An 18630-nucleotide genomic window follows, 5' to 3' on the forward strand; every position below is an offset into this window, starting at 1 on the left:
CCGCGCAACGAACGTGATCGGTTCAGGCCTGCCCTATGGGCATGAACCGATCACACCTGGTTCCATTTCCAGCACAATACCGAAGCGCGCTTCGACATCCTCCCGGATACGGTTGGCCAACGCCAACACGTCCTGACCGCTGCCGTTCGAATGGTTCACCAGCACCAATGCCTGACGGTTATGGACGCCAACCCGGCTATTGCGGTACCCCTTCCAGCCACACTGGTCGATCAGCCACGCGGCCGCCACCTTGGCATTGTCATCACTTGGGTAGCCGGCAATCTCGGCATGCTGCTTCTTAAGCGATTCCCAGGTTGTAAGCGGTACTACCGGGTTCTTGAAAAAGCTGCCGGCATTTGGAAGCTGTTCCGGATCAGGCAACTTGCGACGACGAACCGCCATGACAGCATTGGCAACATCCAAAGGGGTGAGATCGCCCAGGTTCTGCCCATCGAAATAGTCGCAAAGGTCACGATAATCCAGTGAAAATGGTCGGGTGCGGGACAAACGCAGACGAACCTCAGTGATGACGTAACGCCCGGGTTCGTGTTTGAACACACTGTCGCGATAGCTGAAATGGCAGAGACTGTTGGTCAACACCACGTCGTTGCCGGTCTGCCGATCCAGGGCCCTGATGTCTACCAAGGTGTCCTGCAATTCAGTTCCATAAGCCCCGATGTTCTGAACCGGTGCCGCCCCGACAGTGCCAGGAATCAGCGCCAGGTTTTCGACACCTCTGTAGCCCGCGGAAGCGGCGTACAACACACTCTCATGCCAGTTTTCGCCAGCACCCAGTACCAGAGTCGCCTCATCGCCATCAACCTTCTCCCAGCAACGGCGGGCGATGGCGATACGAATCACCAGCCCCGGGAAATCGCCGGCAAACACCAGGTTGCTTCCGCCCCCCAGCAGAAGCGGCTCAACCGACGCTTCCGATGCCCACTCCAACGCCCTCCGGAGCGCTTCGACAGTGGTTACCGACACGAAATACCGTGCCCTCGCCTCGATACCAAGACTGTTCATCGTTCCCAGGGACACGTTCTCCCTGATCTCCCCGAAACGGGTCACACCAGCTGCTCCCGGATATGGTCAAGAAGACCTTCACTGGCCTCGGCGATCAGGTCAAGTACGTGCTCGAAACCCTGGTCGCCACCGTAGTATGGGTCCGGCACTTCCTCTTCGCCGGAACGGCCGAACCCCAAAAACAGGGCTGGCTCGGTACCACCATGCCGCTGCCAGACATCCCTTACGTCCGCGAGGTTTTGACGGTCCATCACCAGTACGTAGTCGAACCGATCCAGATCCGGCGCCTGAAACTGGCGAGCCCGAAGATCGCTGATATCTATTCCGCGCGTGCCCGCAGCCGACACGGCCCTTCCGTCCGGGGACTTGCCAACATGCCAGTCGCCGGTACCACAGGAATCAATGGCAATGCGGTCTTCAAACCCGGACTGCTGAACCACCTGGCGAAAAACACCCTCCGCGCTGGGCGAACGGCAGATGTTGCCAAGACAGACAAACAATACGTTTACTTCCGGATTCATGAGTGTCCTGCCCCCCTTTGCCTGGTGGTCATGATTTGTCTCAGACGCTCGAGATCCTCGGCGGTATCCACGCCTGCGGGTGGCATCCGGCACGCTTCTTCGACATGAATGTGGGCGCCATTATAGAGCGCCCGCAACTGTTCCAGGGATTCAGTGACTTCGGTGGGGGCTGGCGCCCAGGTCACGAAGTTCCGCAGTAAGCTGACGCGATAACCGTAGATACCAATGTGACGAAAGTAATCGCACCCTTCCGGTAGCGACCGTGCGGCGTCGGTGGTGCTGCCGTGGCCCTGCCACGAATCCCGGGCCCAGGGAATGGGTGCCCGGCTGAAGTAGTGGGCCATGCCCCGGTTATCGAACACCACTTTGACAACATTGGGATTGAACACGCTGGTGGCGTCCGGAATCCGCTCGCAGAGGGTGGCGATGGCCGCATCAGGGTGAGCTTCGAGGTTTGCCGCCACTTGGTCGATCAGTTCCGGCGGGATCAAGGGCTCATCACCCTGAACATTGACGACCCGGTTATCCGGGCCAAACCCCAGCTTCCGGGCCACCTCTTCAAGGCGGTCGGTACCACTGGCATGATTGTCGGAGGTCATCACCACTTCCGCACCGAAGGCGGCACAAGCAGTCTCAATGCGCTCATCATCCGTGGCGATCACCACACGACCAGCCTGACTTTCACATGCCCGCTCATAAACATGCTCAATCATCGGCTTGCCGGCAATGTCTGCCAGTGGTTTGCCAGGCAACCGAGTGGATGCATAACGTGCCGGGATAACGACGGTGTATGACATACAGTCTTCCTGTCAGCGTTTGTGGAGTCGCTCGTCGGTCGTCAGAGTCCGAGCTTCGGTGGCGAGCATCACCGGTATCCCCTCGCGAATCGGAAAGGCCATCGCATCCTGATAGCAGACCAGTTCGGTTTTGGCGTCGTTCAGCTTCAGGTCCCCTTTGCATACCGGGCATGCCAACAGAGCCATCAGTTTTTTATCCATGGTGCGGTTCTCACAGTGTCGTTGTATCCAGCGATTGGCTGCAGTTATTGACGCGGGCTACGAAAGCCTCGGCAAACGTCTTGGGGAGGCTGGCCGTGACAGCCAGGACCCAGGTGTTATCCGGGGCGATCCCGCGACACTTGACGGCATCCTTGGCGGTCATCACCAGCCATTCGCCGTCTTCGGAGTGCAGGTCTGCGGGCGTAAATCGATGATGATCCGGCAAGGCAAGAGGCCTGACCTGGGCCCCCAGCGCGATCAGTGTATCGAAAAACCGGCCGGGATTACCGATCCCCGCCACAGCCCTCACGCGACGGCCCTCAAGGCGCTCCGGAGACAGTACTTCCCCGGTCACAAGGTTGCGCAGCTCTGTCGGAGCCAGGGTCATGGTGAACTGGTGCTCATGCTCCAGTTCCTCGAGAAGACCACCATTGGTGATCACGAAATCGACGGATTCCAGCCGCGCCAAAGGTTCACGCAAGGGCCCCACCGGAATCAGAGCGCCGTTGCCGACGCCACGGGCAGCGTCGAAGACCGCGAGTTCGATATCCCGGGGAAGCCGATAATGCTGGAGCCCATCGTCACACACCAAAATGGTACCCAGCTCATTCTCCAACGCCCATAGGGCGCCCCGTCTGCGATCCGGGTCCACCACTACCGGGCACCCCGATTGCGCTGCGAGCATTACCGGCTCGTCACCGGCTGTTCCCGCGTCGCTATCAGCGCGCACCAACAAAGGATAGTGATCGGACTTGCCACCATAGCCACGGCTCAGGATCACTGGCTGCCAGCCCTGAGCTTTAAGCAGGCTGGTGAGGGCGGCGGTCAGCGGGGATTTCCCGGTGCCCCCGACCGTGATGTTGCCCACCACTACCACCGGAACCGGGATGCGTTCGTTCATAGCCTGCCAGGCCCGGCGGCGACGGTTTTCAGAAATGGTGCGGTAAAGCCAGACCAACGGATACAACGGCCATAGGGGGCGTCTACCGCTGTACCATACCCGCTCCACCAGCGTGGTCATGCCTGCTCGCTAAACTGCATCTGGTGGAGCTGGGCATAAGCACCCCCTTCGGCCAGCAACTCGTCATGGCGACCGGACTCGACGATTCTTCCGCCCTCCATCACCAGGATGCGATCCGCCTTCTCGATGGTGGACAACCGGTGGGCAATGACCAAGGTCGTGCGACCCTGCATAACGGTTTCCAGTGCGTTCTGTATATGCCGTTCCGATTCGGTATCGAGGGCCGATGTTGCTTCGTCCAGGATCAGCACCGGTGCGTTCTTCAGCAAAGCCCTTGCGATGGCCAGTCGCTGACGCTGGCCACCAGAGAGCATCACCCCGTTGTCACCGATCATGGTATCCAGGCCCTCTGGCATACGGTCGATGAACTCCAGCGCATGGGCCTTGGCCGCTGCGTCAGTGATCTGCTCGCGACTGCAGTGCCGGAGAGCGCCATAGGCGATGTTGGCGGCAATGGTATCGTTGAAAAGAACGACATTCTGGGTCACCAGAGCGATCTGGGAGCGCAAGGCTTCCAGGCTGAATTCCTTCAGGGAATGGCCGTCCAGTCTGATATCCCCACCGGTATATTCGTAGAAACGCGGCAGGAGGCTGACCAGTGTCGATTTGCCACTGCCCGAACGCCCTACCAGGGCCACACTCTGACCGGCGGGTATGTTCAGGGAAATTTCCTTGAGAACGTCATCCAGCTGATCACGGTAGCGGAACGACACGTTTTCAAATTCGATGTTGCCGTCAACCCGCTCCGGTGCGTAGGTACCCGGATCGTGTTCCGGTTCCTCGTCCATGGTTCCAAAGACATCGTGGGCGGCAGCAACGCCACGCTGGATTTTGGCGTGCACGGACGTTACCTGACGAATGGGCTTGGCCATGGTCGTTGCGGCAGTAATGAAGGCTACGAGCTCACCAGTGCTCATTGCTCCACGGATCTCGGGCGCCAGCATGGTCCATACCAGTGCTGCGATCGCAATCGCCACCAACACCTGGATAACCGGAATGCTAATGGCCTGTGTGGAGGCCATCTTCAGACTCTGCTCCAGATTTTTTTCACTGACCTTGCGGAAGCGATCGCGCTCGAAGTGCTCGCCACCGAAGGTGCGAACCACCCGGTAACCACTGATCGATTCGGAGGCCACGTGGGTGATATCACCCATCGACCCCTGGATACGCTTGCTGATCTTGCGGAAGCGTTTGCTCGCGTAGCTGACCACCAGGGCAATCAGCGGCCCTACGGCCAGGAACACCAGGGTCAATTTCCAGTTGGTGTAAATCATAAACCCTAACAGGCCCAGGATGGTAAGCCCTTCCCTGAGGGTGATGGTCACGGCATTGGTCGTGGCATCTGCCACCTGCTCCACATTGTACGTAATCTTGGAAACCAGCCGGCCGGAAGCATTCTCATCGAAATAGCGGGAAGGCAGGCTCAGCAACCGATCAAAGACCTGTTTGCGCAAGGCGTTAATAACCTGGCGCCCGACGTAACTGATGAAATACTGGCTCATGAAGGTACCAACACCGCGGAAGGCAAACACACCGACAATCAGCAACGTCAGTAGAATCCGGTTCTCGTCAGTGGGGTTTTCCAGCGCCGTGATAACGTATTCCATCGCCGCCGCCATACCGGTGGAGGCCGATGCGTAGATGATGTTGCCAACCACGGCCAGCGAGAACGCCAGCCAGAACGGCTTTACGTATGCCAACAGGCGTTTGTAGGTGCCCCAGTTACTTGCCGGCTGGTGGGACTCTTCGGCTGTCGACGTGGCGTCACTCACTGCCTTCCGCCTCTCGCTCGGTGGTGATGCTGAGTTTGGCAAAACCAAGACGCCCCGCCACATCCATGGCACGCACGACGAACTCGTGAGGGGTACGGGCATCCGCGGTGATGATGAACGGCAGCGACGTGTTGTCCTGCGCCAATTCACGAACCGCCCTTTCCAGTGTTTCCCGACGATTATTCACCAGGGTTCGATCGTTGAGAATGTACTGGCCCTCGGCGTTGATGACCACATCAATCAACTCTGCCTCGGACTCCGACCGCTCACCATTGGCTTCCGGCAATTCGATATTGAGGTGGCTCTCACGGGTGAACGTGGTGGACACCATAAAGAATATCAGTAGCAGGAAGACCACATCGATCAGTGGCGTCAGGTCTACCCCGACTTCCTGACTTCTCTGACGCTTGAACTTCACAGTGTTCAGGCTCCTTCCACGTCAATTTCGCGGTCGCCATGCACCACTTCCACGAGCTTGATGGCTTCCTGCTCCATACCGACAACCAACTCATCGACACGTCGAATGAAGTAACGGTGGCAGATCAGTGCCGGTATGGCCACGCTCAGGCCCGAAGCCGTCGTAATCAACGCTTCCGAAATACCCCCCGCCAGATTGCCGGCATCACCCACACCGGCGAGCTGGATTTCCGCAAACACCTTGATCATGCCGATAACGGTTCCCAAAAGTCCCAAAAGAGGCGTAATGGTCGCAACGGTCCCCAGGGGATTCAGGAAGCGCTCCAGTTCATGGATGACCTGACTCGCCTCGTGCTCAATGCTTTCCTTCATGATCTCGCGACCATGTTTGGCATTCATCAAACCGCCGGCCAGAATCCGGCCCAGAGGAGACGATCCCTGCAACGCCTTGAGCTTGCGCCCGTTAAGCTCTTTTTTCTTGATCCACCGCCACAGTTCGTTGATGGTGTGCTGGGGCGTTACCCTGGATGGCCTGAGCGTCCAGAAGCGCTCAAGAATGATGGCAAGGGCAAGAATGGAACAGGCAAGAATCGGCACCATGAGGATGCCACCGGCTTTCAAAAGCTCGAACACGCTTGGTCTCCCTGATTGTTTACAAGCCGCGCTACTTTAGCATAGCTGCCGCTGTAGGCCACACCCGGAATGTCACGGTTTTTACACTCTTCTCAGGGAGTTTCGGGTTTACGAATCCAGAAAGGGGCCGCTGCCCTGGCCTCGGTCATTATCACTCCGCCCGGCTCCAGAACCAGCCTGATTGCGCCGGAGGTAGCGGTATTGACGATGTCGCTGCCAACGGACTGATAACGTTCAACCACGTCTGCATGGGGATGGCCGAAACGATGCCGGTAGCCGGCGCTGACCAGGGCGAGATCCGGTGCCATGTGGGCGACCCAAGGTTCCGATGAGGACGTTATGCTGCCGTGGTGGGGTGCCAACACAACTCGGTAGGGGTCGATATCATTCCCGAAATTGTCGGCCCGGGCAATAAACGCCCCTTCCACCCGGCGGGTTATGTCGCCAGGCAACACCACTTCAACAGGCGGCACAGCCGACGATACCGTCAGCACGCAGGACGCGTCATTACCCTCAACTTTGCCTGGGCTTCGCCAGAACGTCAGCTCCAACTCCCCCATTCGGACATCCACCTCGCCAGAACAGGGCTCCACCTTCACGCCTTCCGGCAGCTTGTCGGCAACTCTCCCGGTCTCGCCGGTAATAACCCGTCCGACCTCGAATCGATCGAACAGCAACGGCAGTCCCCCGGCGTGGTCACCATCGCCGTGACTGACAACCAGAGTATCAATACGGCGAACGCCCAGAGCAGTCAGATTGGGAACCAGCACCGATTCCACCGACGAGTAGACACCTTCCAGTGCCGGGCCGGTGTCGTAGACCAGCACCCGGTCCCGCTCTCTAAGCATAACGGATAGCCCCTGACCCACATCCCAAACCCAGATTTCAGGATGGGTCACCGTCTCGTTCGGTGGTTCCATCCCGCTGCCCCGAAACATGATCACGGCAATCCATAACGACACAACGGAAGCACTGGCCTTCCGAAACCCGCTGAACGGCACCAGCAAGGCCATCAGGACCACCAGGGAAAATCCCGCAATCTGCGCTGGGCCGGGTGCCGCCAGCACAACATCAACGTTCGCGAGCCAGGAAAGCCCCTGCCATAGCACCCCGAAAGCTCCATCCAACACACCAACTACCAGCGCATCAGCAGCGGGAAGGAATACCAGTGTAAAAGCGCCCAGGGCCAATAACGGCATCACCACCAGCGATACCCAGGGAATGGCGAACAGGTTGGCAACCAGCCCGACCACCGGCTGAGACTGCCCCAGGCTGGACAATATCGGCCAGAGCCCCGCAAATACGGCCATCTGGGCAAGTAACAGCCCCGCGAGCCAACCGGTCCTCCCAACACGAAGTGCAAACAGCAATACCAGAACCGTGACAGCGCCAAAAGAAAGCCAGAACCCCTGGTCCAGGGGTGAGAACGAATCGCTCAGCAACACCACCACCAGCGCGGTCAGCAGACCCGTGAACACCCCAGACTGCCGAGCGCCGACGAGAACCCACCCGGCGATGATGACCATTACCAATGCACGCCTTGTTGGCACGGAAAACCCGGCCACAAGCGCATACCCGACACTCGCACTGGCGACTACGAGGAAGACCAACACCCTTAGTGTCGCGGGCGATACTCGATTTTCCGGAAGACAAAGCAGCAGGCGGCGGCACAGGAAGCCGGCCCCAGCGGCAATCAACCCGAGGTGAAGCCCTGAAATCGCGACCAGATGAATGGTGCCAGTGGCCTTAAGGACGTCCCAGTGTTCGGGCTGCATATGCCCGCGGTAGCCCATCATCAGGGATGTTATTAACGGAAAATGGTGGGCGCCGGACAGTCTGTTCGAGGTAGCGTCCACCAGCTCATCGCGCCAGCGGTGGTACCGGCAACGAACCGGGCATGGAAGGTGGTCTGCGCGGGAAAGCTCGCGAACCGTTCCGGTGGCACCAAAGCCCTTGCGATACAGCCAGGATTCATAGCGGAATCCCTTCGGGTTCACCGCTCCATGAGGGCGCTTGAGAACAACCGTCAGCGTCAGCCGATGGCCGGGAGAGGTTGTTGCTTCGTCATCGTACCAGGCGAGCCGAAGCTGATCCGGCAATTCATCAGAGGAGTATGTATTGTCGACCTCAGGCAGATGCCATTGCGTTACGCAAAAGCCGAAACGGACGCTACCGAAGCTACCTTCGGATGGGACATCACAAAGATACCCTGAGACGTCCAGCTCCTTGCCTTCCAGTGCAGGCGGCAGCACCGACCGTTGCCGGTCGCCCGCTTGCATCGCCGCCCAGGCCAGACCAACAATTCCACCAGCAAGCAGGACTGCGACTGCCCTGAACAGCGGGGACCTGGCAAGGAGTATCGCGATAAACGGGAGAGGCGTCGCGGAAATCAGCCAGTGCAAAGGTGGCAAGACCGCCAGGCTATACAGTAAGATAACGCCGCAGGCGAAGCCCACGAGGCCGACCCTGGCCATAAAACTTCCGGACAATCCTTGTCCTCCTGATAGTTGGTCAATTCCGGGAGCCGCCATACCCCGGAACCATTATCCCGAGCAGGCAGAACTTCCCAATGCCAAAGAAGTTCATGAAACGCTATCTACCAACGCCGGAACGAGTGCGCTCGATCGAGTCGCTGCACTTCCTCGGAGATATCCTTCATGAACCCAACCTGTGGCACATAAATCGGCACAGCGTCGCCAGGGCATTCCTGGTAGGCATTTTCCTGACATTCATACCGATGCCGTTCCAGATGGTTGCCGCTGCGTTCTTCGCCATCTGGTTCAACGCCAACCTGCCGCTTTCGGTGGTACTGGTCTGGATCAGCAATCCCGTAACCATGCCGCCGATGTTCTACTTCAATTACAAGATTGGGGCCTGGATACTGGACAGACCGGTACTGAACTTCGAGATCCAGTTGTCCTGGTCGTGGCTCAGCGGCCGTCTAATGGATATCGGCATCCCTCTCTACCTGGGATCGGTACTGGTGGCCACCTGCTCAGCCTGCCTTGCCTATCTGATCATTCAATTCCTGTGGCGGCGCAAGGTCCGTAGCGACTGGCGGGAGCGCCAGCTACTTCGAATCCGATGCCGCCGGGCCGCCCACAGCAAATCCAAGCCGGGCGCCGACGCCCATCAAAGCTCCTGAAATAATTCACCCTGCTCAAGCCGTAGCACCCGCCCCAAGCTCCTGGCCATGGCCATGTCGTGAGTGACCAACACGAACGCAATGCCGATTTGGTCCCTGAGCGACTCGATAAGCTCGCGAACACTTTCCCCGGTCTGCTCATCCAGATTGCCGGTGGGCTCATCCATCAAGACGCACTCCGGCTCGTTCACCAGAGCTCGGGCAATCGCCACCCGCTGACGCTCACCACCGGAAAGCTCTCCGGGTTTATGCCCCAGACGCGCGCCCAGCCCGACACGTTCGAGAATGGCGGTTGCCTGTTCCGTAGCCTGGCGGACGCCACGGCCACCCAACGCGCCCGGCATCATGACGTTTTCCAGTGCCGAGAATTCCGGCAACAAGTGATGGAACTGGTAAACAAACCCGAGGTGACGGTTGCGAAAACGCGCTCGGCCGGATTCACTCATCCGGTGGATATCCGTTCCGCAGATATCAATATGGCCCGAGGAAGGTTTGTCCAGCCCCCCGAGCAGGTTCAGCAGCGTGGTTTTGCCGGCACCACTGCTGCCAACAATACCAACGGATTCGCCAGCCGATACCTGAAGGGATATGTCTGAGAAAATCGTTAGCTTTCCCGGTCCCTCGTTGTAGGTTCTGGTCACTTTTTCACAGTTGATCACCAAGGACCTGTCATCGTTCATGGTTGCTGAATCACTCATATCGCAGGGCCTCCGCAGGGTCGACGCGGGATGCTCTCCACGCCGGATAGATCGTTGCCAACAGACTCATGGCGAGGCCGGCACCACTGATGATCCACACGTCCTGCCATTGCAACTGGGACGGCAGATAACTGATGAAATAGACGTCCGCACTGAGGAACTGATGCCCCATGAACGCCTCCAGCCAGGCAATAAACCCGCTGATGTTATAGGCGCCCAGAATGCCCAGCGCTGTACCCACCAGGGTACCGGTAATGCCGATCACCGCGCCCTGCACCATGAAGATCCGCATGATTCGCCCGGGTGTTGCGCCCATGGTCCGCAGAATAGCGATATCGGCTGTCTTGTCGGTAACCACCATCACCAGTGTCGATACAATGTTGAACGCAGCCACCGCGACAATGAACATCAGTAGCAGGCCGATCATGGTCTTCTCCATGCGGATGGCCTGGAACAGATTGCCATGGGTTCGGGTCCAGTCAGATATGTAGTGGCGGCCGCTCAGCTGGCGCGCAACTTCTTCTGCCACTTTCGGAGCCTGAAACAGATCGTCCACCAGAAGGCGCACGCCCTGGGCTTTGCCGTCGGTGCGCATGAGCTTTGACGCATCATCCATATGAATCAGAGTGTAATTGCCATCCAGTTCAGCCCCGACACTGAATACGCCCTTGACGGTGAAGCGCTTCAGTCGCGGCAGCACGCCTGCCGGAGTTACCGATGCTTCCGGTAACACTACCGTTACCCGGTCACCCAATTGCAGGCGCAAGCTTGCGGCCATTTGCCGACCGATAATAATGCCAAACTCTCCGGATTTCAGATCGTCCAGCCCACCTTCGATCATGTGGTTTTCGATAATGGAAACGCTTCGCTCCTGCTCTGGCAGTACGCCATTGAGCATCACGCCGCGAACATCACCGCCACCTGTAACCATGCCCTGACCCTGGATAAAGGGCGCCGCGGCAATCACCGACGGGTGTTTCTCTACTTCCCGATCAACTTCCTGCCAATCATCAAGATCGGGATTACCCTGGATCACAGCGTGAGGCACCATGCCCAGAATTCGCTGCTTGAGCTCACGGTCAAAGCCATTCATCACCGACAACACGATGATGAGGACGGCCACGCCCAGCATCAGGCCAATCATGGACGTCAGGGAAATGAACGAAATGAAGTGATTACGTCGTTTGGCCGCGGTGTACCGCAAGCCAACATACAATGATAAGGGTCTGAACATTGGGAGGAGCCTGTCGCTGCCTTCTGGTCTGTCGAAAATCCTACGGCAATACGGGCCGTCAGGAAGCTGCTAAACTGCTATCAGGAAACAATAATACCGCGTTATGGAGCCCAAATGTCTGAAATGACACCCGACAATAACCCGGCGAATATACCCACTGACCGCAGGGACTTCTTTCGCATCAGTGACCACATAGGCCTGGAAGTCCGAACGCTGGGTTCTGGCGAAACCAATCGGGAAAACCCTTTTAACGGCAACCACATGGAAAGCCTGCGCTCGGAGTTCAGGCGCCTGGACCAGGATGTCAGGGCACAGCTCGCCAACCTGGCAGAACGTGACCGTCTGCTGACCTCTCTGATCAAGTCTCTGAACGGGAAGCTGGATACGTTGGCGCGCATTATGGCCTTTGAGCAAAATCCGTTGCAACCTGGGGACTGGCAGGACGTCACACTCAGCGAGGGGGGACTGTCGTTCCACAGCTCCACCAACCGCTTTTCCGCCGGTGACCAACTGGCTCTGAGAATGACCCTGCCGCCTGAGCTGTTTCAACCCGTGGCTACTGCCAGAGTCATCGACGTTGTACCTGACAAAAGCGGCGGTGGCACGGTTCATACGGAGTTCACCGACATTCATGACAGCGACCGACAGCAAATTGCCCGCCATGTGATGCGATGGCAGATCCGCCAGCGACAGAAAGAGTAAACGGTCCACAAATCACCGAATTCGGGCTGACTTTTGTTAGTCTTTGTTAGATATTACGTTTTATCAATGTCTGGCGAGTACCCGCCTCGGTACTTTCCAGATTTTCCAGGCAACCCCGTTCAACCGAATACGACGATCCCAGGGAGTAAGTCACTGATGAACTACCGCACCATAAAAGCCGTTTGCGCCACCGCAGCCCTCTCAGGACTGGCGGCAGCCCCGCTTTCCACCACAGTGGCAGAAGAGGTTCGGGTTCCAGTGATGTCGCAGGCTGAGCGCGGCGCACAGGAAAACCTGCCACGTACTGGCGTGAGTCAGTCCAGCGTTCGCAACGGCTGGGGCAACCCGATACGCACCTCCGGGCCTGTGGGCAATCCACCCATATCGCAATGGCACTACGCGGATTTTGTCGTGTACTTTGAAGCTGACCGGGTGATCCATGCGGTACTAAAGCCCAGCCGCTAAAAAATCCTCTGCATATCCTGACGCAACCCCGCTCGTTCGTTAGAATGGCGGCTTTTGGATAAGGTGTTCACAACTTGACTTCCAGACCTGTGATGCCCGCCGAGTGGGCACCCCAAAGTGCCATCATGCTTACCTGGCCCCATCCCGGAACGGACTGGAGCGACATCCTCGCTGATGTCGAGCCGGTGTTTATGGAGATCGCACGAACCGTACTGCGCTTTCAGCACGTAATACTCAGCTGTGAACATGTTTTCCGTTTGCAGGAGCTGGAAAGGGAGCTCAACCAGTTCGCTCAAGAGAATGGCTTACCCGGCCGTGTTGTGGCGGTCCCCGCCCCGGCAAACGATACCTGGGCACGCGACCACGGCCCCATCGCCATCACCCGCGGTGAAAGCCACGAATTACTGGATTTCAGATTCAACGCCTGGGGCGGAAAATTCTCCTGGGAAAAGGATAATGCCCTGAACAGCCACCTGTCTAATTTTGGCAGTTTTGGAACGGCACCGCTGATACCGGTCGACTTTGTTCTTGAGGGAGGTTCTATCGAATCCGACGGTAACGGCACCCTGCTGACCACCAGCGAATGCCTGTTGACGCCTTCCCGCAATCCATCCATGGATCGAGCCGGTATTGAACATCTGCTGTCGGAAACGCTGGGCGCGGAGCGCATCCTCTGGCTGAATCACGGCTACCTTGCCGGCGACGACACCGACAGTCATATCGACACCCTGGCGCGCTTTTGTGCCGAGGACCATATCTGTTACGTGACCTGCCCGGACGTCAGCGATGAGCACTACAGCGCCTTGGCAGCCATGGAGGAAGAGCTGCAGCAGTTTCATCAGGCTGACGGCCAGCCGTACCACCTGACCCCGCTGCCCTGGCCGGACGCCATCCATGACGAAGACGGCGAGCGCCTTCCCGCAACCTATGCCAACTTCCTGGTCATCAACGGCGCGGTGCTGGTGCCGGTTTACGGAGTACCGCAGGATGAAGAGGCTGTGACCACCCTGGCGAATCTGTTCCCCGGCCGGGAAGTGATTCCGGTGAACTGCCGACCATTGATCGCACAGGGGGGCAGCCTGCATTGCGTCACCATGCAGGTACCTGCAGGGGTTGTAGGCGCATGACTCAGACTCCTCAATCCGCCGACCTGGCCATTGCCGCCATTCAACAGCAGTGCAGCGCCGACAAGGACACCAGCCTGGCCACCAGCGAACGCCTGGTTCGTCAGGCGGCAGCGGACGGCGCCCAACTCGTCGTACTGCAGGAATTGCACGCCACGCTCTACTTCTGCCAGACCGAAGACACCTCGGTATTCGAACTCGCCGAACCCATACCCGGCCCGACCAGTCGTCGGCTATCCGCTGTGGCTGCGGAACTTGGCATTGTTCTCGTCGGGTCTATCTTTGAACGGCGAATGAACGGCGTCTACCACAATACGGCTGTCGTTTTCGAGCGGGATGGAAGCATCGCCGGTCTCTACCGCAAGATGCATATTCCCGACGACCCCGGCTTTTACGAAAAATTCTATTTCACACCGGGCGACGCCAGCTTCAACGACGGCCGCAATGGCTTCACCCCCATCGACACCTCAGTGGGTCGGCTGGGTGTGCTGGTGTGTTGGGATCAGTGGTATCCAGAGGCCGCCCGCCTGATGGCGCTGGCCGGCGCGGAGGTATTGATCTACCCCACCGCCATTGGCTGGGATGTCACCGATGACCCAGAGGAACAAGCGCGCCAGTTGGACGCCTGGGTAACCGTTCAACGCGGCCATGCGGTTGCCAACAACCTGCCGGTCATTGCACCAAACCGCGTCGGCACGGAACCCGATCCGTCCGGCAGCTCGGATGGCATTCGCTTCTGGGGCAACAGCTTCATTTGCGGGCCCCAGGGAGAATTCCTGGCTCGCGCCGACGACCACTCCGAAACCTTATTGTCCGCCACCATTAACCGCTCTCGCAGTGAATCGATTCGGCGCATCTGGCCGTATTTCAGAGATCGACGCATCGACGCCTACGGCGACATTCTCAAGCGGGTAAGGGACTAAGCACTTCATGAAAAAACTGACGGATACGGTTATCCGCGAGTTAAACAGCATACTCCTGGGCAAAGATCACCAGGTACGGCTTTCACTCTGCGGCTTGCTGGCCAAGGGCCACCTGCTGATTGAGGACATTCCGGGAATGGGCAAAACCACCCTGTCCCACGCGCTGGCCAAGGTCATGGGCCTGACCTACCAACGCATCCAGTTTACCAATGATCTGTTACCTGCTGACGTTCTTGGGTTCTCTATGTACGACAAGCAGGCGGGCAGCCTGGTGTTCCATCCCGGTCCAATCTTCGCGCAGGTTGTCCTGGCCGATGAAATCAACCGCGCCTCCCCCAGAACCCAGAGCGCATTGTTGGAAGCCATGGAGGAACGCCAGGTTTCCATCGAGGGCGAAACCCGGCCACTGCCCCATCCTTTCTTTGTGATCGCCACACAGAATCCCATCGAACAGGGCGGCACCTACCCGTTACCGGAGTCCCAACTCGACCGTTTCCTGATGCGCATACGCCTGGGCTATCCCGATCCGCGCGCCGAACGGGAACTGCTGGAAGGTGAAGACCGCCGGGTCATGACCGACAGGCTTCAGTCACTGCTTTCTTCGGAGAACCTGCAAGCCCTCCAGGACGCCGTCAACCGGGTGTCCACCAGCCCGGCACTGCTGGACTACGTACAGCGCCTGCTGGAACAGAGCCGGCGCATGCCCGGCCTGCTGTACGGCCTGTCACCCAGGGCGGGGCTCGGGCTGGTGCGCGCCGCACGGGCATGGGCCCTGATGGATGGACGCCACCATGTATTGCCGGATGACATTCAGGCCGTATTTCCCGCGGTCGCCGAACACCGCCTTGAACAGGGCGAGTCCGGAAAAAGCGCGGAGAGGGTAAGGCAACTTCTGACCTCCGTCTCTGTCATTGAATAGATAGCATCACTTAATGGAATGAATTGGGCAAAACAACTGGAAACCAATCCTGTTCATGTTAGCCTTTTGCCCTTTTCCTCCGGGCCAGCCCCCGGACCAACGTACCGAATACGTGAAAACGCGGCCAGCGCAACACGTCCAGATTCGTTAGCGAGAGACCCATAATGAGCGAAACCAAACACTCCAGACTGATCATCCTAGGCTCCGGCCCCGCCGGCTACACTGCCGCTGTCTACGCCGCCCGCGCCAACCTCAAGCCCACGCTGATCACCGGCATCGAAGTCGGCGGGCAGCTGACCACCACCACCGACGTGGACAACTGGCCGGGCGACAACGACGGCGTGCAGGGCCCCGAACTGATGCAGCGGATGCTCAAGCACGCCGAGCGTTTCGAGACCCAGGTGGTCTACGACACCATCAACGAAGCCGACCTGCGCAACCGTCCCTTCCGCCTCAAGGGCGACAGCGGCGAATACACCTGCGACGGGTTGATCATCGCCACTGGCGCCTCCGCCATGTACCTGGGCCTGGACTCGGAAGAAAAGTTCAAGGGCCAAGGCGTCTCCGCCTGCGCCACCTGCGACGGCTTCTTCTACAAGAAACAGAAAGTCGCCGTCATCGGCGGTGGCAACACCGCTGTTGAAGAAGCGCTGTACCTCTCCAACATCGCCAACGAAGTCACCCTGGTACATCGCCGCGACAGCCTGCGCGCTGAAAAAATCCTGCAGGACAAACTGTTCGAAAAAGCCGAAAACGGCAACGTCAACATCATCTGGGACCACACCCTGGACGAAGTTCTCGGCGACGGCACCGGCGTCACCGGCATGCGCATCAAAAGCACCAAGGGCGAGTCCACCCAGGAAATGGACCTGGCTGGCGTATTCATCGCCATCGGCCACAAACCCAACACCGACCTGTTCCAGGGCCAGTTGGACATGGAAAACGGCTACATCAAAATCCGCTCCGGCCTGGAAGGCATGGCCACCCAGAGCAGCGTACCGGGCGTATTCGCCGCAGGCGACGTAGCCGACCACGTCTACCGCCAGGCCGTCACCTCTGCAGGCTTCGGCTGCATGGCAGCGCTGGACGCGGAAAAGTTCCTGGATCAGGACTGAACAACGGAATTCGATCAAAGCCAAGGCAGGTAACTCCCAGGTCTGAAAAGGCGGGTGGAGGCGGGTGTCTGAAACTGTGCGGAGCCATGGATGGCGGAGCCCAAGCGCCACACGGACGTGCTCGAGCGTGTTTCAGACATCCGTGACCATTCGCCGACTCCACCAACACTCGAGCACTAACTCCGGACCGAGATGACGTCACTACCCTGGCTAGACCCCGACCAACTCTGGTTCCCCCCCGCCGAACAGGCCCTGGACGACCCAGACGGATTGCTGGCAGTGGGCGGTGACCTATCCACGGAGCGGCTCAAACTCGCCTACCGCAACGGCATCTTCCCCTGGTTCAGCGACGACCAGCCCATACTCTGGTGGTCCCCCAGCCCCAGATGCGTCCTTTTCCCAGGACAAATCCACGTATCCAGAAGCCTCCGGCGCACCCTCAACCGGGGCCATTTCACCATCACCACCGACCAGGCCTTCCCCCGCATCATTCGCCTCTGCGCCAACACCCGTGCCGAAGGCACCTGGATCACCCAGGATATGATTGACAGCTATGGCCAGCTTCATAAACAGGGGATCGCCCACTCCATCGAAGTGTGGAACCCGAAAGGAGAACTGGCTGGCGGAATGTACGGCCTGGCGATTGGCCGTTGTTTTTTTGGCGAATCGATGTTTTCACTGGAAACCAACGCCTCGAAAGTACTGATGGTTCATCTTGCCAACCAGCTCCGGGACTGGGGCTATCAGATCATGGATTGCCAGGTGGAAAGCGGCCATCTATTGCGGATGGGCGCACGGAGTATCCCTCGCAGCGAATTTTTATCTATACTCAGGACATGCGTCGACAGTAGTCCGGACCACAGCGACTGGACCTTCCGGTGGCAGTGGCCCGGCCCGGAGGTGTGAATGAGCAATCTCAGGACCCTGGTGTTTTTTGCCACGCCGGCCCACGACTGCAGTTACCTGCCAGATCGCGAAGCAACCACCATGTTCGTCGACCCGAGGGCGCATGTGGACAAGCGGCTATACAGCCAGCTGACCGCCCTGGGCTTCCGTCGAAGCGGCTCGCATTACTATCGACCGCACTGCGAAAACTGCAATGCCTGTGTTCCTGTCAGGCTCAAGGTGGAAGAGTTCCAGCCAGACCGCAGCCAACGCAGGGTCATGAAAAAGAATGCCGACCTTAGTTGCCGCATGGTCAAGGCAACCTTCTCGGAACGGTATTACAGTCTCTACGCGAATTATATTGAGCAACGGCACTCTGACGGAGACATGTACCCACCCTCCCGGGAACAATTCATGTCATTCCTGGTGGAAGGCGCCACCGATTCCTGGTTCGTCGAAATCATGGACGGACAAAAGCTGGTTGGCCTGGCCGCCGTGGACATGCTGGACGAAGGCCTGTCTGCCATCTATACCGTATTTGATCCTGCCTACGAAAGCCGAAGCCTGGGCACCTTTGCGGTGCTTTGGCAGATAGAGGAAGCAAAACGGCTGGGGCTTCCGCACCTGTATCTGGGGTATTGGATCGAAGAATGTCGGAAAATGAACTATAAAACACGATTCCGCCCGATCGAAGCGCTTCGGGACGGGCAATGGCACACCATGGAAGTGAACTGATTTTGCCAAATGGCGGTAAATCAGGCAGAATTGCGCAATTTAAAATCACAGCAAGCCAATTTACGAGGTTTTTACTGAATGGCGAAGTCCGATGCTATTGAAATGGAAGGCGTTATTGTTGATACGCTTCCAAACACCATGTTCCGGGTTGAACTCGAAAACGGCCATATTGTGACCGCTCACATTTCTGGCAAGATGCGCAAAAACTACATCCGCATTCTGACAGGCGACAAGGTCAAGGTAGAACTGACCCCGTACGACCTGAGCAAGGGACGCATCGTTTACCGCGCCCGCTGATAG

The 18630-nt window shown here is 58.3% G+C and carries 21 protein-coding genes; 10 read left to right on the forward strand and 11 right to left on the reverse strand.

Annotation, left to right across the window (positions count from 1 at the left end):
* Positions 1 to 33: 33 nt before the first annotated feature.
* From murB to AC0B60_RS09345, 9 genes are all read right to left on the reverse strand, one after another.
* Entirely contained in the window at positions 34 to 1068 is a 1035-nt protein-coding gene (gene murB, locus AC0B60_RS09305; protein WP_465085513.1) for a UDP-N-acetylmuramate dehydrogenase, read from the reverse strand.
* Positions 1065 to 1544: a low molecular weight protein-tyrosine-phosphatase gene (locus AC0B60_RS09310; protein WP_465085515.1), complete on the reverse strand. Its 480-nt coding sequence runs from the start codon at positions 1542 to 1544 to the stop codon at positions 1065 to 1067. The genes murB and AC0B60_RS09310 overlap by 4 nt, the downstream gene beginning before the upstream one ends.
* The gene (kdsB, locus tag AC0B60_RS09315) at positions 1541 to 2341 is read right to left on the reverse strand and encodes a 3-deoxy-manno-octulosonate cytidylyltransferase (protein ID WP_465085517.1); all 801 of its coding nucleotides are present in this window, start codon (positions 2339 to 2341) and stop codon (positions 1541 to 1543) included. Before kdsB ends, AC0B60_RS09310 begins: the two co-directional genes overlap by 4 nt.
* A gap of 12 nt (positions 2342 to 2353) precedes the next feature.
* On the reverse strand, positions 2354 to 2542 hold the full coding sequence (locus tag AC0B60_RS09320) for a Trm112 family protein (protein ID WP_007155362.1): 189 nt from the start codon (positions 2540 to 2542) through the stop codon (positions 2354 to 2356).
* A gap of 10 nt (positions 2543 to 2552) precedes the next feature.
* On the reverse strand, positions 2553 to 3563 hold the full coding sequence (lpxK, locus tag AC0B60_RS09325) for a tetraacyldisaccharide 4'-kinase (protein WP_465085519.1): 1011 nt from the start codon (positions 3561 to 3563) through the stop codon (positions 2553 to 2555).
* On the reverse strand, positions 3560 to 5335 hold the full coding sequence (gene msbA, locus AC0B60_RS09330; protein WP_465085521.1) for a lipid A export permease/ATP-binding protein MsbA: 1776 nt from the start codon (positions 5333 to 5335) through the stop codon (positions 3560 to 3562). The genes lpxK and msbA overlap by 4 nt, the downstream gene beginning before the upstream one ends.
* Entirely contained in the window at positions 5328 to 5753 is a 426-nt protein-coding gene (locus AC0B60_RS09335; RefSeq protein WP_317305559.1) for an ExbD/TolR family protein, read from the reverse strand. The genes msbA and AC0B60_RS09335 overlap by 8 nt, the downstream gene beginning before the upstream one ends.
* Positions 5754 to 5758: 5 nt before the next feature.
* Entirely contained in the window at positions 5759 to 6385 is a 627-nt protein-coding gene (locus tag AC0B60_RS09340; RefSeq protein WP_007155358.1) for a MotA/TolQ/ExbB proton channel family protein, read from the reverse strand.
* Positions 6386 to 6477: 92 nt separating this feature from the next.
* A complete protein-coding gene (locus AC0B60_RS09345) occupies positions 6478 to 8859 on the reverse strand; it encodes a DNA internalization-related competence protein ComEC/Rec2 (protein WP_465085524.1) in 2382 nt (793 codons plus the stop codon).
* 95 nt (positions 8860 to 8954) lie between these two features.
* On the opposite strand from AC0B60_RS09345, the gene AC0B60_RS09350 reads away from it, so the two are divergent.
* Complete coding sequence (locus AC0B60_RS09350; protein ID WP_465085526.1) at positions 8955 to 9530, forward strand: DUF2062 domain-containing protein; 576 nt, start codon at positions 8955 to 8957, stop codon at positions 9528 to 9530.
* On the opposite strand, the gene AC0B60_RS09355 is transcribed toward AC0B60_RS09350, so the two are convergent.
* Together AC0B60_RS09355 and AC0B60_RS09360 are read right to left on the reverse strand one after the other, a co-directional pair.
* Positions 9518 to 10228: an ABC transporter ATP-binding protein gene (locus AC0B60_RS09355; RefSeq protein WP_465085528.1), complete on the reverse strand. Its 711-nt coding sequence runs from the start codon at positions 10226 to 10228 to the stop codon at positions 9518 to 9520. The two genes, AC0B60_RS09350 and AC0B60_RS09355, sit on opposite strands and share 13 nt — an antisense overlap.
* Positions 10221 to 11462 carry a lipoprotein-releasing ABC transporter permease subunit gene (locus AC0B60_RS09360; RefSeq protein WP_465085529.1) on the reverse strand — a complete coding sequence of 414 codons (1242 nt, stop codon included), beginning with the start codon at positions 11460 to 11462 and terminating at the stop codon, positions 10221 to 10223. The genes AC0B60_RS09355 and AC0B60_RS09360 overlap by 8 nt, the downstream gene beginning before the upstream one ends.
* Before the next feature lie 114 nt (positions 11463 to 11576).
* On the opposite strand from AC0B60_RS09360, the gene AC0B60_RS09365 reads away from it, so the two are divergent.
* The 9 genes from AC0B60_RS09365 to infA all read left to right on the forward strand — a co-directional run bounded on the left by AC0B60_RS09365 (position 11577) and on the right by infA (position 18627).
* The gene (locus tag AC0B60_RS09365; protein ID WP_465085531.1) at positions 11577 to 12164 is read left to right on the forward strand and encodes a PilZ domain-containing protein; all 588 of its coding nucleotides are present in this window, start codon (positions 11577 to 11579) and stop codon (positions 12162 to 12164) included.
* Between the two features lie 156 nt (positions 12165 to 12320).
* Positions 12321 to 12629, forward strand: a complete 309-nt coding sequence (locus AC0B60_RS09370; protein WP_465085533.1) for a hypothetical protein — start codon at positions 12321 to 12323, stop codon at positions 12627 to 12629.
* 92 nt (positions 12630 to 12721) lie between these two features.
* On the forward strand, positions 12722 to 13756 hold the full coding sequence (locus AC0B60_RS09375) for an agmatine deiminase family protein (protein ID WP_465085608.1): 1035 nt from the start codon (positions 12722 to 12724) through the stop codon (positions 13754 to 13756).
* Positions 13753 to 14676, forward strand: coding sequence for a carbon-nitrogen hydrolase (locus tag AC0B60_RS09380; RefSeq protein WP_465085535.1), 924 nt, complete (start codon positions 13753 to 13755; stop codon positions 14674 to 14676). The genes AC0B60_RS09375 and AC0B60_RS09380 overlap by 4 nt, the downstream gene beginning before the upstream one ends.
* A 7-nt stretch (positions 14677 to 14683) precedes the next feature.
* Positions 14684 to 15595, forward strand: coding sequence for an AAA family ATPase (locus AC0B60_RS09385; protein WP_465085537.1), 912 nt, complete (start codon positions 14684 to 14686; stop codon positions 15593 to 15595).
* A 164-nt stretch (positions 15596 to 15759) separates the two neighbouring features.
* Positions 15760 to 16710 carry a thioredoxin-disulfide reductase gene (trxB, locus tag AC0B60_RS09390; protein WP_465085538.1) on the forward strand — a complete coding sequence of 317 codons (951 nt, stop codon included), beginning with the start codon at positions 15760 to 15762 and terminating at the stop codon, positions 16708 to 16710.
* Between the two features lie 192 nt (positions 16711 to 16902).
* Entirely contained in the window at positions 16903 to 17616 is a 714-nt protein-coding gene (gene aat, locus AC0B60_RS09395; RefSeq protein ID WP_465085540.1) for a leucyl/phenylalanyl-tRNA--protein transferase, read from the forward strand.
* Positions 17617 to 18330, forward strand: coding sequence for an arginyltransferase (locus AC0B60_RS09400; RefSeq protein WP_465085542.1), 714 nt, complete (start codon positions 17617 to 17619; stop codon positions 18328 to 18330).
* 78 nt (positions 18331 to 18408) lie between these two features.
* Entirely contained in the window at positions 18409 to 18627 is a 219-nt protein-coding gene (infA, locus tag AC0B60_RS09405; RefSeq protein ID WP_007153725.1) for a translation initiation factor IF-1, read from the forward strand.
* Positions 18628 to 18630: the final 3 nt, after the last annotated feature.

It is taken from the genome of Marinobacter sp. V34 (assembly GCF_055524115.1).